Origin of the sequence: Streptococcus sp. NLN76, assembly GCF_015686645.1 — a bacterium.
Lineage (GTDB): Bacteria > Bacillota > Bacilli > Lactobacillales > Streptococcaceae > Streptococcus.
Window position 1 is genome coordinate 39,351 of the sequence record NZ_JADPMS010000005.1, and the last position, 12,944, is coordinate 52,294.

Annotated in this window: 12 protein-coding genes; all 12 read right to left on the minus strand. The window is 43.0% G+C overall.

Annotation, left to right across the window (positions count from 1 at the left end):
• Positions 1-8 precede the first annotated feature (8 nt).
• Complete coding sequence (locus I1A59_RS01820) at positions 9-422, minus strand: PTS sugar transporter subunit IIA (RefSeq protein WP_196091121.1); 414 nt, start codon at positions 420-422, stop codon at positions 9-11.
• A 14-nt stretch (positions 423-436) separates the two neighbouring features.
• Positions 437-1,264 (minus strand): PTS system mannose/fructose/sorbose family transporter subunit IID, encoded by an 828-nt coding sequence (locus I1A59_RS01825; protein WP_196091122.1) that lies wholly within the window; start codon positions 1,262-1,264, stop codon positions 437-439.
• Positions 1,251-2,132 (minus strand): PTS sugar transporter subunit IIC, encoded by an 882-nt coding sequence (locus I1A59_RS01830; RefSeq protein WP_196091123.1) that lies wholly within the window; start codon positions 2,130-2,132, stop codon positions 1,251-1,253. Before I1A59_RS01830 ends, I1A59_RS01825 begins: the two co-directional genes overlap by 14 nt.
• A 19-nt stretch (positions 2,133-2,151) precedes the next feature.
• On the minus strand, positions 2,152-2,631 hold the full coding sequence (locus tag I1A59_RS01835; protein WP_196091124.1) for a PTS sugar transporter subunit IIB: 480 nt from the start codon (positions 2,629-2,631) through the stop codon (positions 2,152-2,154).
• Positions 2,631-4,430, minus strand: a complete 1,800-nt coding sequence (locus I1A59_RS01840; protein WP_196091125.1) for a beta-galactosidase family protein — start codon at positions 4,428-4,430, stop codon at positions 2,631-2,633. Before I1A59_RS01840 ends, I1A59_RS01835 begins: the two co-directional genes overlap by 1 nt.
• 81 nt (positions 4,431-4,511) lie before the next feature.
• Positions 4,512-5,507 carry a tagatose-bisphosphate aldolase gene (lacD, locus tag I1A59_RS01845; RefSeq protein ID WP_196091126.1) on the minus strand — a complete coding sequence of 332 codons (996 nt, stop codon included), beginning with the start codon at positions 5,505-5,507 and terminating at the stop codon, positions 4,512-4,514.
• Positions 5,508-5,519: 12 nt separating this feature from the next.
• Positions 5,520-6,692, minus strand: a complete 1,173-nt coding sequence (locus tag I1A59_RS01850) for an SIS domain-containing protein (RefSeq protein WP_196091127.1) — start codon at positions 6,690-6,692, stop codon at positions 5,520-5,522.
• Positions 6,693-6,701: 9 nt separating this feature from the next.
• Complete coding sequence (locus tag I1A59_RS01855) at positions 6,702-7,433, minus strand: GntR family transcriptional regulator (protein WP_196091128.1); 732 nt, start codon at positions 7,431-7,433, stop codon at positions 6,702-6,704.
• Between the two features lie 967 nt (positions 7,434-8,400).
• The gene (locus tag I1A59_RS01860; protein WP_196091129.1) at positions 8,401-10,266 is read right to left on the minus strand and encodes an ABC-F family ATP-binding cassette domain-containing protein; all 1,866 of its coding nucleotides are present in this window, start codon (positions 10,264-10,266) and stop codon (positions 8,401-8,403) included.
• Positions 10,259-11,467, minus strand: a complete 1,209-nt coding sequence (locus I1A59_RS01865; protein WP_196091130.1) for a CCA tRNA nucleotidyltransferase — start codon at positions 11,465-11,467, stop codon at positions 10,259-10,261. Before I1A59_RS01865 ends, I1A59_RS01860 begins: the two co-directional genes overlap by 8 nt.
• A 158-nt stretch (positions 11,468-11,625) precedes the next feature.
• A complete protein-coding gene (locus tag I1A59_RS01870; RefSeq protein WP_196091147.1) occupies positions 11,626-12,474 on the minus strand; it encodes a DegV family protein in 849 nt (282 codons plus the stop codon).
• Positions 12,475-12,480: 6 nt separating this feature from the next.
• Positions 12,481-12,855, minus strand: a complete 375-nt coding sequence (locus I1A59_RS01875) for a DUF1149 family protein (RefSeq protein WP_196091131.1) — start codon at positions 12,853-12,855, stop codon at positions 12,481-12,483.
• Positions 12,856-12,944: the final 89 nt, after the last annotated feature.

The following is a 12,944-nucleotide window of genomic DNA, read 5'->3' on the forward strand; positions in this document are numbered from 1 at the left end:
GATAAGCATTACTCATCTAAATCATCATCGTCCTCTCCAAATAAGAGGGAATTGACGTGTAGGGTATTCTGCCGTGCCTTCTCAACGAAGTCTGCTTCCTGTCCAGTCCACAAATAGTTGAGATAAGCAATGACCATGGGCATGTTCATGCCTGCGAAGATATCAAGTGAGGCACCTTCCAATACCATGCGGCTGACAACATTACAAGGGGTTCCGCCTTGCAAATCTGCAAAGATAACGAATTCATCTCCCTCATGTGCTGCCAATATGGCTTCAACTTTCGCTTGAAAGTCTTCTGGTCCCTCGCTCTCCAAGAGTCCAACCGCATGAATATTGTCCTGTGGACCCATAATCATTTCCGTACTTTTTTTCAACTCTGTAGCGAAATGACCATGACTGACCAAAATTAATTGTTTTTCCATAGGGACCTCATTTTCTATTTAGTTAGGATATCCATACCAATCGCTTGTCCAAGTGCTGATAGGGCAACAATGATAGCAATGACGATAAAGATAGCCTTTGTTGAAGACATTCCTTTTTTACCAAGAAGCCAGTAAACTCCACCAGCAATCAAGGCTGGTACCATCCGTGGCATGATCATATCAAGGTAATTTTGAATGTCCAATTGAACGCCAAATACTTCAGGAACGGCAGCAATTTTAACATTGATCATGGTTGCGATAAGAGCACCAACCATGAAGATCCCTAGCACTGAAGCCGCATCAGTCAAGGCTTCCAAGTGTGACTGCATGGTGGTCACAAGGGATACCCCTTCTTTATAGGCAATTTCCAATTGTTTCCAACGGAAGACGTTGATAGCCATCGAAACGGCAACCCAGAGGAAAACCCCAATTGGATTCCCTTCAATCGCCATGTTAGCTGCAATCGCACCCATGATGGCTGGAATGATAGCTGCAAAGATTGCATCCCCGATCGCTGCGAATGGTCCCATCAAAGCGGTTTTAATACCAGAGACAGCATCTTTAGAAGCAATTCCTTCTTTTTCTTCCAAAGCAATATCAATACCAGTTACAATGGTGTGGAAGAAGTTGGATGTATTAAAGAACTGGGTATGAGTTTTCATCATTTGCTTAAGCTCTTCAGTACCATCTCCATACATCTTCCGCAATTGTGGAAGAATCATATAGAGGTAACCAGACGCCTGCATCCGTTCATAGTTCCAACCTAATTGGAAGGTGAACAAACTCCGTTTATTAATTTGGTTAAAATCTTCTTTGGTTAATTGGTATTTAGATTTCATCATCTTCAATCTCCTCTGTGTCGCTCGGGTCGGCTGCTGCCACTACTTTTGGTGCTTCAATGAGTTTCTTGTAGTGAATAGAGGCGATAGCAAAACCGATCAAGGCAATTCCCAAAATGGATAGTCCGTTAAATTTCGCAGTAAAGTCTTCAGACAAACCAGCTACTGCTCCACCCAAAGTTGAGGTGTATCCAAAGAGAGTGGTCAAAAGGGCAGTGATGACGAAACCACCAATCAAATAAGGGAAGTGTTTCTTAACTGGAAGGTAACGAAGCAAGATTGCAAATCCGACACCTGGAAGAGCTCCACCTGCTACAGTCAACCCTTTAGTCAACCAAGGAAGGGAAGTTTCCAAAAAGTCTACTGTTGACTGAACCGCTCCTGCTCCAAAAGTAAGAGCTAGGAAGACTGGAAGAGCACGAGAGAGAGCCCAAGGAACTGCACCGAGTAGGTAGTTTACTTCAATACCTCTGTAATTGAAATCTTCAACGTGTTTGTCAATCCGGTGAGCAAAGTAGGTGGTAGTGAAACGACCCAAAACGTCAGTCTGTACCATCAAAGCTGCAACGGGTACGGCAATGGTCGAAATCGCCAATAATGGATCCATCTTAAGGGCAACTGAGAAAGCAGTTGCTAGGACAGTCCCTGAGTTGGCATCGATACGAGAAGCTCCCCCGAAAGTTCCAACCCCTAAGACGGTCAATTGAAGTGATCCACCAATGAAGAGACCTGTTTGTAGATCTCCCATAATTAAACCAGCCATAAAACCGGCAAATACAGGTGATCCAGCTGAGGACACAATGGTCAATTCATCCAAGATTTGGTAACCCGCATAGAGGGTTAGAAGTAAGATTTGCCACCATTGAATCATAAGTGATTCCTCCTATCTACTATTTATTTAGCAAGGCCATGAAGTCTTCTGCCCCATCGTTTGGAACCATTTGATGGTACAATTTAACTCCTTTAGCGTGCAATTGTTTAAAGTCTTCAACATCTTTATCAGTGACATTAACACTCCGCGTAACTGAGCGAGTTTCGTCACTTTGAGACATATTCCCAACGTTAAGCTCCTCAAGTGGAACACCATTTTCAACCAATTCTAAGAAACGGTCTGGTTTACGGGCTACAATCATCAAACGTTGAGAGTCATATTTTCCAGCATTGATATTAGCTGCTGCTTTAGCAACTGGTAAGATACTAAGACGAACCCCAGGTGGGACAGCCAATTTCAATCCTGCTTTTTCAATGTCATTTTGAGCAACTTCGTCATCAATCACCATGATACGAGAAATGTTTAATTTCGATGCCCAAAGATTAGCTACTTGTCCGTGGATCAAACGTCCATCGATTCGAGTTGCGATAATTGCCATTAGTTTTCCTCCTTTTGCGCTTCCAAACCTTCTTTGATAATCGGTTTGGGTCCGAGTTGAATATTGTCTTTTATAACACCCTCACTTTCAAATAGAAGCAAGGTATTGTTCCCTTTTTTTAGAAAAGCTGCTGGTAAATAGAGGCTAAGGTAGGGCCCCACCTCCCAAAAACGACCCAGATTGTGACCATTAACAGAAATAAAACCCTTTCCGAAACCGCTTACATCGATGTGGCAAGAAAGAGGTTCCTCTAGCTCAAATTCAAATTCATGAAATCCAGGCTGTCCTTCTTCCCAATTGCCATCAAAATCCACCTTTTGTAACATCTTGTTGTCAAAGGATAACGGATACTGTTCCCATCCGGCCAAAAAGTGAAGATCCTTAATGACTCCGGTACGGATGCCTTTTTCTTGGGTCGGAGCTAGTAACTTGTGTCCATAGTTAACCCGTCCTTGGTTTTCAATCAAGATATCCAAGCGGTCCATCTGCTCCTGCGAATGAAATTCAAAGGATTCACCGATGGTATCTTGATCTTGAATCACAACTGGGATTTGGTTAATGAACACTTGAGCCCTATCCCTCACATCGACCAAGCGATAGTATTGCGGGTAACCATCATAAGCGACTTGTTTCCGATAGAGAGTATAACCTGTTGCTTGTCCAAGTGCTTCCATGGTCATTGGATACAGGGACTTTTTACTGGATGTCAACTGATCCAAAGTAGACCAAAGCGAAACACTGCGTTTCCGCTGGATAACCCTGCTCTCCATCAGAGGTTTTACCAAAGGTTCCGTCTGTTCCAAATCTGGATTCCACTGGCCAAGTGCTTCCTGTAAAAGGTAATATTTCTCCGTTGGATTCCCCACTTCATCTAGAATGGCATCATAGTCATAGGAGGTTACCTGAGGTAAATCGGTATTTCCTCGCGCTGAAGTCCCGTTCATAAAGCCAAAGTTGGTTCCACCGTGAAACATATAAAGGTTAATGCTGCCACGTTGAATGGTTTCCATAATCGCAGTGACAGTCTCTTGAGGATCACGTTGTATAATCGGCTCTTTCCAGCGATTAAACCAACCCAACCAAAACTCCATACACATGAGAGGGCCTTCAAAACTATTTTCCTTCATATAGTTCTGTAGATTTTTAAAATTCTCCTCAGCCTTTGAGCCAAAGTTTCCGGTCGGTAAAACACCTTCTTCTAGTAGTGTTCCAGCCTTAAGCGTAGCTAACCAAGCTCCATCTGAGGTAAAGTAGGGCATATCCCAGCCTTGCTTTTCCATTAACCTTTTTAAGCTTCTGAGATAGTCCTTATCTTCCCCAAACGACCCATATTCATTTTCCACTTGAAACATGAGGATATTCCCCCCACGATTCAGCTGCCGAGAGGCTAAAATTGGACCTAATTGTTGGTAATAGCGTTTTACGTAAGTTAGGAACTGCGAATCACTGGAACGAATTCGTATGTTTTTGGTCAGAAGCCAAGCTGGTAAGCCACCAAACTCCCATTCTGCACAAATATAGGGAGAGGGCCGAATCAAGGCATAGAGACCAATTTCCTGAGCCAAATCAAGAAAGGCACCCAGGTCATTCTGACCTTCAAAATTGAAATCTCCTTCCTTGGATTCATGGAGATTCCAGGGAACATAAGTCTCAACCGTATTAAATCCAAGAGCTTTAAGATTGTATAGAGAGTGATACCATTCTTCACGTGGGATACGAAAGTAATGGATAGCTCCCGATAGAATCTGGAAGGGTTCTCCATTAAGGATAAAATCCTGGGCCACTGAAAATGTTTCCATATTTCTTCCCTCACTAGGTAGAAAGCGTTTTCCTACTTTCATTCTAGCTTTTTCTTTAAATCATGTCAATATATTAGTCTGTTAGTTTTCTGAAAATTTTTCTGTCCAAGCCTGTGCTGTATCTTTTAAAACAGCATTGAGCTCTTCAATATTTTGTCGTCCCTGAGAACGGAGCCACTCACGACAAGCTTCTTCTCCATCCTGCGCATAGATACCAACTGCATCTTTCCAAGTAGCCCGCCCACATAAGACACCATTGAAATTAGAGCCAGCTTCTTTGGCAAAGACCAAGGTATCTTGGAACAATTTGGCAGATACACCTGCACTTAAGAAGATAAATGGAAGGTGACTCGCCTGTGCTTGATCTTGGAATGCTGCTTGTGCTTCTTCCTTACTATAGACCACTTCATCTTGGTTAAAGCCCTCTACAAAGTTCATGTTGACAGGAACTTCCACTTTGAGAACATCAACTTTATAGCGATCTTTTGAAAACTCACGCATCGCTTCATTGACTTTGTGTGGTTTCAACTTAGCAAACTCGGGACCAGTCACATCATCTAATTGAGCATCATAAGTTAAAAGCTCTAAGAAAAGAGGAATATCCTCCGCCAGACACTCACTTCCCACACGCTCGACAAAGGCATGTTTGCGCTCATTGATGGCCGCATCTTCATCTACGTCATAATAAAGGAGAAGTTTTACCGCGTCTCCACCAGCTTCCTTGATTCGCAAAACGGAAAGGTCATCAATCAGGTCCGGAAAACGGCCTGGTTCACTGGCATCATATCCCGTTTTTTCATAAGCTAAGAGTAAACCCGCCTCTTCAGCTCGTACGCGTGAAGCAGGAAGGCCGTACTCAGGATCTAAGAGAATGGAGGAGGCATAAGACGTCAATTCTTGACTAACCAATTCCTTAAAATGCACAACTCCTTCAGCTCCTAATGATTGTCCACCCTGAGATAACATCCGTTGGAGGGCGCCGCGTTGGTCAATGGCTAGGGCACCAAAAACCCCATCTTGATCGGCTAAACGTTTGAGAGCTTCTACTTTTGTAGAACTTGGTCGAAAACTAGACATAAGAATCTCCTTTTATTTATTTTCTAAGGGATAGAGAGTCACTCCCTTGACCACCCGATTTACGGTGCCGGTAGGGGATGGCGTATCCGGTAGGTTACCAACCTTAATGGAAGCGTGCAAGGCAAAGATTTGCCCCACCAACACAAAGGCTACTGCAAGATAAGCATCTGGTAAGTTGGCGTGAACCTTATCAAAGGTCAAGTGCGTTCCATCAAACTCTTCAACCGCTCCGACTTCCACTGCAACTACCTCGAGTGCTTGTTGATCTCCTGCTAATTCTAGCAGAATGTCTCTGTCATACAAGCGTGTGTATGGATCGTTAGAAACGAAGGTAAAGATAACGGTGTTTTTGTCGACAAATGATTTAGGACCATGTCGGAAACCAAGTGAAGAATCAAAGCCCGTTGCAATACGACCCGCTGTTAATTCCAAAATTTTCAACTGAGCTTCTCGTCCCATACCTGCATGAGCACCTGATCCAAGGTAGACGAGGCGTGTGAATGGTTTTTTTACGATTCCTTCTAAAACGCTTTCAAAACCGAATGCACGTTGTCCCAAAGCAATTACTTGTTGTACGTAGTCTTTTTTGACATCCAAGGAACTTGGATCAAATACCAGTAAACTAGCTAAGGTCATGCAGGTGAAACTACCGGTCATCGCAAATCCTTGATCATTGGATCGTTCTGGCATAAGGAAGAGATAGTTGTGGCTATCACCTTGTGCACGTTGAGCCAATTGTCCTTCAGGAGCACAAGTAATGGTTAGCTGGTAAAAATCCTTGACTAGGAATTGCCCTGCTTCAACAGCTCCAATACTTTCTGGGCTGTTTCCGGAACGAGCAAAGGATACCAAGAGAGTTGGCACGTCCTCTTTAAAATATTGTCTTGGATTTGAGACAAGGTGGGTAGATGGGACCGCCTGTAAATCTAGTTGATCTTCATTGGCTACTTCTTTCAAGTAGGGCAGAATGGTATCGCCAACATAGGCAGAGGTTCCCGCTCCCGTGAAGATAACACGTAACCGTTTATGTTGATTGACTAGCCCTGCTAAGAAGTTTTGCAGCTGCTTTTCTTGTTTTTCATAAGAATCCCATAACTCTTGCCAAAGTTCCGGCTCCTGCTTAATTTCAGAGGTGGTAATCCAGGCACCGAGTTTTTCGAGTTCTTCTTTTGTTTTTTGGAACATAAGATCCTCCTATTCCAAATAGGTATTGAAGTGGCGAACTTTATAGGAAAATTGGTCACTTCGAGCAGTAGTAAAGGTCAATTCAATGATTTTGCGTTCCTGATTAAAGGTTTCGCGTCGAATATTGAGGCAGGGAGTTGAGATCGGCTGATTCAGATATTGGGTCACATTTTCACCAATCTGACCGGCTGAGAAGAGTTCATCCGCGTAAACGATTCGTTGGCCGTAGTCCTCTTCCAGGGTTTTATAAAGCCCCTTTTCCTGGATCCGCTCCTTGGTCAAGTTCGGAAAAAGATGAGCTGGTAGATAGGATGTTTCAAACATCATGGCCTCACCATCTGCTAGTCGGAGGCGTTTGATTTTGTATACCAAATCTTGTTCTTCAATATGAAGGTAAGTTGCCACTTTCTTGTGGGCCTGAACCAGTTCAAAATATTCAATCTGATCAGAGGGCTGTTTTCCCAAATTCACCATATGCTGGTTAAAATTATAGGAATCCAGAAGATTTTGTTTGCGCTTCCATAATCCTGAAACAAAAGTTCCCTGACCATGTTTACGATAGATATAGCCCAGATCTTCCAATTCTGCAAGTGATTTTCGAACTGTGGTTCGACTGACATGAAACTGGTTGCAGAGTTCGCGTTCTGAGCTGAGCTTTTCGTGGATGCGCATTTCTCTAATCGCTTCCATCAATTGATCCGTTAGTTGCGTATGTAAGGGCATGGACAAATTCTTTTTCATGATTTCTCCTTTCCTTATGTATATTATATCCTTATTCCCTGCATTTTCACAAGGATTTTACTGGTACTTTAAACAAGTAAAAACTTGAAAATAAGACTGGTACTGTGGTATTCTGACTAAGATACCACTTTAAACTGGTATTCTACATGCTTTCACAAATCGTGCAGGGACTAATGGATAGCCCCCCTCACACATCGTACGTGCTGTTCGGAACACTGCGGTTCAATTTCATGTTTACGAGAACACTTTCAATTTCCACATCTACCTGTATAAAATTTTGTTCTACTTGTGCCATCCTATATTTACGAACAGCCTCCTTCGATTTACGTTTTGCGATTGCCCTCGTTATAGACCAGGAGAAAGGGGAGACAAAATCAATTTGATAGATAATCATTTAATCGTTCACCCCTTCGCTCCACTCCCATTACAAAAACTTCTTTACTACTATGGGTTCGACTGAGGGGCTGCCCCAGCTATTGAACCTCAGTGAAGAATGAGCTGTAAGAGTCAATAGGCGAGCGTACTTTCTCATGATTCGTTGTTATACTCTTTTAGTTTATCTTTTATTACTGTGTTAGCTCGTCTTGCCGTACTTTAGTACTGCCTGCGACTCGCTGCCTTGTACTAAAAGCAAACTAAAAGACTATACTACGCAAGTGGTGCTCATGAGACATCACGGGATAAGTCGCACATCATGCCTTATTTACTCTCGTGATTTACGAATATCTTCTTGGACTTTGGAGTTTACAGCCCTCTTATCCACTACGTAGGCCTTCATATCCCGTTTCTATTCATAGAGACGGGATTTCGCTATCCCTTCCTCTCCCCGCTACCTCACGATAGTCAGGAAGTTTGGGAGTCGCTATTGGGTTCACCGATAGCTGGTGCCCACAGAGGACTTACACCTCAGATGTACGACATGCTCGTCCTACCTAAAAAGCCGCTAGATTTACTAGCGACTTCAAGCTTATTCAAAAGAAGAGAGATATTCATAGCGTTCATACTGATAAAGCAGGTCTTCATTTAATTGGTCCAGCTCGGATTGAAGAGGAGCTAAGGCCCCGTAGTCACTGGCATTTTCCTGCATTTGATTTTCAACTTCTTCGATTCTGGTTTCCAATTTTTCAATTTTTGCTTCAATTTCTTTCCATTCCTGCTGTTCCTGGTAAGTCATCCGCTTGGTTTGTGCACGTTCTCGTGGCTTGCTAGACTTGGTCTGGGATTCCTGCTTTTGAACGAGTTCTTGTCTGAACTTCTTTTCATCCAGATAATCTGTATAGTTTCCAAAATACTCACGAATCTGCCCATCTTCAAAGGCCAAAAGTTTTGTTGAAACCTTGTCTAAGAAGTAACGGTCATGGCTGACTGTTAAAATGGGGCCGGCAAAGTGTTGAAGAAAGGCCTCTAAAACCGTCAAGGTCGCAATGTCTAAATCATTGGTTGGCTCATCCAACAAAAGAACATTCGGTTGCTGAATGAGTAATTTTAACAGGTAAAGCCGCTTCTTCTCTCCTCCAGATAATTTTCCAATTAGCGTACCATGACTGGAACGAGGAAAGAGAAATTGTTCCAAGAGTTCCGAAATACTAACACTCCCACTGGAAGTCTTCGCTTCGCTTGCGACCTGACTCAGATACTCAATCATCCGCATGGACTCATCCAGATCTTCTGCAGATTGGGAGAAGTAGGCGATTTTAACTGTTTCCCCACGAATCAGTTCACCGTCACTTGGTTCTAGCTGCCCGTCAATCAGGTTTAAAAGACTGGATTTTCCAACTCCATTGTCCCCAACAATCCCAATTCGATCCCGATTTTGAATGAGAAGGTTGAAGTTTTGAAAGAGCAGTTTTTGCTCATATCCAAAACTCAGGTCCTTAAATTCCAGAACCTTTTTTCCAATCCGACTGGTTTCAAACTGGATTTCTAATGAATCCTTAGTCTGATAAGCAGCCATATCTTTTTTCAGACTTTCAAATCGTTTGATGCGGGCTTCCTGTTTCGTAGCGCGTGCCTGAGGCTGCCGACGCATCCAAGAAAGCTCTTGTTTATAGAGCTGTTGACGCTTGTGTTGCATACTCGCCGCTCGTTCTTCTTCGTCAGCCTTTTGAGCTACATAATCCTGGTAATTTCCTTGGTATTCCGCAAGCCTTCCTTGATCCAATTCAAAAATGCGATTAGAGACTTGATCTAAAAAATAACGATCGTGAGTAATAAAGCAAACGGTGCTGTTATTACTGGTCAGGTAATTAGCCAACCAATCGACCATATCAATATCCAAGTGGTTGGTTGGCTCGTCTAGCAGTAATAAGTCTGCCTTCCGCAAGAGTACCTGTGCCAACTGTACCCGGCGGCGCTGTCCTCCGGACAAGTCATCCACAGATGTCTGCAGATTCTCCATCCCTAATTTAGAGAGAATGGTCTTGGCTTGACTTTCCAGCCCCCAAACATCCTGTGCTTCCAATTGTGCAACCAGTTGATCCAGTCTGTCCTGCTTAGACTCCTCGTAGGTTTCCATCAGGTTTTGATAGTCCTTCAATAAAGCCATCTCCTTGGGACGACTAGAAAGCACTGTATCTAAAATACTAGCACCCGCTTGGAAATCCGGTTCCTGAGTCAGATAGGCAATCTCATAATCCGTTTTGGTCTGGAATGGACTGCGATCCCCATCAAAGCCTGCTACACCGGCTAGCACATCTAACAAGCTTGATTTCCCAGTTCCATTTAAACCAATCAAGCCAATCCTATCCTGTGGATGAATAATGAAAGATAGATCCCGAAACAAGACCTTATCTGCCACCGACTTGGTCAGTCCTTCCACAATATAATCAGTCATGCAGTCGCTCCTTTACAAAGGCTAGGATAGCCCCTTTTTCATTTGTTAATTCTCCCTTGACAATCGCCAACTCAACTTCTTTTAATACGTGTCCCATTTGAGGGCCAGGTTGAAACCCTTCTTCCTGCATCAGAGTTCTGCCAGTGACGACGATTTCCTGTTTATCTCGAATGGCTAAGCCAGCTATGGTATCTGCTAGATACTGAGAATTGGTTTCCATCTTCATAGCAGCTCGCAGCTCTTCAGCCTGATAGAGGAGTTCTTCTTGATAGGAGTAACAATCCCAAGCGGACAAAAGTCCTTGTTCACGTTTCCTGAGGATCTCGACCATTTCCAAAACTTGTTTTTGGAAATCCCTAGAAGTCTTCCAAGCCCTTAAAATAGGGGCTACTTGCTTATTTTCAAAGTAATACAGCATGGCCGCCCAGGCCTGTGCCGAACTGGTGAAACTGAAATCAGACCTGATTTTTTCCAAAAAAGAAGAAAGGGCTTGAGACTCCGATGCAAAACCTGGCAAATAGTGATAGGCTTTTGCGGCAAGAAGAGATGAAAGCCCTCTTGCCCAAGAATTGGCAAGGAGCAGTTTTTCAAATTCAATAAAGATACGCTCGATGGCAATTTTCTCAAGTAGGGGGGCACCAGCAATCATGGCTTGAAAGGTCTCCGCCTCCAAATCAAAGTCTAAAGAAGCTTGGAAACGGAAACCACGCATGATTCGTAAAGCGTCTTCTTGAAAACGTTCCTGTGCTAAACCGACAGCACGAATCAACTCTGTCTCCAAGTCCTCTAAACCATGAAAAAGATCAACCAGATTTCCTTCGGCATCCAAGGCCAAGGCATTGATGGTAAAATCCCGCCGCTTCAAATCTTCTTCCAAAGAGCGCACAAAATGAACCTGACTAGGTCTACGATAATCCACGTACTCTTCTTCTGTCCGGAAAGTGGTGATTTCATACTCCTGACCACCCTCTAAAACTAAGACCGTTCCGTGTTCAATACCGACATCTACTGTCCGCTCAAAAAGATCTTTAATCTCTTGGGGATAAGCCGAAGAGGCAATATCCACGTCATGGATTGGATGATCCAAAAGCACATCTCGTACGCAACCACCTACAAAATAGGCTTGAAAACCAGCCTCTTGAATTTTTCTTAATATAGGTAAAGCCTTCTGAAATTCAGAAGGCAAACTTGATAATTTCATAAAATACTTCCATAAATGCGAGGTTAAGACGAAAGTCTCAACCTTTCTATTTTAGTTAGTGAAATCACATTGACGCAGTGGTCGATTCCGTTAAACAGCTCAAGGAGTCAGAAATTGACTCATTGAGTCCAGAAAACAACCTTATCAACTGCCCACTCTTAGCCTACACGAGGTAGAAATCCAACAGCTACACTGCCTGCTCCTAGATGAGTCCCGATGATGCTTCCAAAGGTTACCAAAGGAATTTCACCTGGTACACCAGCCTCCTGAAGCAGCGCTTGCATCTGCAGAGCCTTCTCCTCACAGTCAGAATGGATAACCGCGACATAATAGTCCTCACCCTTAACTTCCTGGCTGACCAAATCACAGAGGCGCTTCATCGCTTTCTTCTCAGTCCTTACCTTCTCGAAAACTTCAATCTTACCTTCATCTGTAAAATAGAGAATCGGCTTGATGCTGAGAAGACTACCTAAGAGAGCGGCACCATTGGACAAACGACCACCTTTGACCAAATGGTTGAGGTCATCGACCAAGATATAAGCCTGAACTCCATCAATTTGTTTTTCAATATTTTCAAGAACTGTAGGAAAATCTTGTCCAGCTTCTAAAGCTTCTAAAGCCGTTTTAACCATAAGTCCAAGTGGGGCACTGGTAATTTTAGTGTCTGGAAAGGCAATTTCCAAATTGGAAAACTCCTCTTTCAAGAATTGGATATTTTGGTAAAAACCTGAAATCCCACTTGAGAGAAAGAGACCTAGCACATGGGTATAACCATCCAACTCCAATTGCTGCAAGAGAACTTCCAGCTCTGCTAAACTTGGTTGACTTGTTTTTGGCAGCTCTTTAGAAGCTGCCATTTTTTCATAAAATTCTTCCGCAGTCAGATTTTTGCCTTCTAGATAAGTCTCCCCATCAATGAGGACTGGAATATCTAGAACAAACAAATTCTTTGCATCTGTCAAACCTGTTAAGTAGGCAGACGCATCGGTAATCACTGCAACTTTCATCATTTTTTAAAACTCCAAATTAATGCCTGGCATATCCAAGGCAATTTCTGTTACTTCATAAGTCAGGCGGTTCAACATACCAAGACTCGGTTCTGCCAATTGTTGAACCTCAGCATGTTCCAATTCATTCGGTTCATTGATAAAACGGTCCTGTACATGATTGGTTTGAGAAATAACTCCACTAATAACAAAGGTATCGAAAACAACCATAAAACTCACAATGACAACCATAGAGGTTTTTTGACTCGCTTCATCACGACTAATGAGCTGGAAATTAACGTCAATCTTTGTCTCAGGAGCACCATTTTCCTTCTCCCATTCAAAGTTACGAGCATCATAATGGTATTGACTTACAAAAATTTTATCACGAACTAATTCCATGGACTTTTCTCCTTACAAAAATGCTAGTTCTATTATAGCACTTGGGCTTTCATTTGTCTTGGTTATCTCAAATTTATAGACACTTTTCA

Excerpts from the sequence above, each read along its gene's own strand:
- I1A59_RS01850 (WP_196091127.1), bottom strand. The coding sequence starts at position 6,692 with ATGTTCCAAAAAACAAAAGAAGAACTCGAAAAACTCGGTGCCTGGATT.
- I1A59_RS01875 (WP_196091131.1), bottom strand. The coding sequence starts at position 12,855 with ATGGAATTAGTTCGTGATAAAATTTTTGTAAGTCAATACCATTATGAT.
- lacD (WP_196091126.1), bottom strand. The coding sequence starts at position 5,507 with ATGTCTAGTTTTCGACCAAGTTCTACAAAAGTAGAAGCTCTCAAACGT.
- I1A59_RS01835 (WP_196091124.1), bottom strand. The coding sequence starts at position 2,631 with ATGGCAATTATCGCAACTCGAATCGATGGACGTTTGATCCACGGACAA.
- I1A59_RS01825 (WP_196091122.1), bottom strand. The coding sequence starts at position 1,264 with ATGATGAAATCTAAATACCAATTAACCAAAGAAGATTTTAACCAAATT.
- I1A59_RS01830 (WP_196091123.1), bottom strand. The coding sequence starts at position 2,132 with ATGATTCAATGGTGGCAAATCTTACTTCTAACCCTCTATGCGGGTTAC.
- I1A59_RS01855 (WP_196091128.1), bottom strand. The coding sequence starts at position 7,433 with ATGAAAAAGAATTTGTCCATGCCCTTACATACGCAACTAACGGATCAA.
- I1A59_RS01865 (WP_196091130.1), bottom strand. The coding sequence starts at position 11,467 with ATGAAATTATCAAGTTTGCCTTCTGAATTTCAGAAGGCTTTACCTATA.
- I1A59_RS01840 (WP_196091125.1), bottom strand. The coding sequence starts at position 4,430 with ATGGAAACATTTTCAGTGGCCCAGGATTTTATCCTTAATGGAGAACCC.
- I1A59_RS01870 (WP_196091147.1), bottom strand. The coding sequence starts at position 12,474 with ATGAAAGTTGCAGTGATTACCGATGCGTCTGCCTACTTAACAGGTTTG.
- I1A59_RS01860 (WP_196091129.1), bottom strand. The coding sequence starts at position 10,266 with ATGACTGATTATATTGTGGAAGGACTGACCAAGTCGGTGGCAGATAAG.
- I1A59_RS01820 (WP_196091121.1), bottom strand. The coding sequence starts at position 422 with ATGGAAAAACAATTAATTTTGGTCAGTCATGGTCATTTCGCTACAGAG.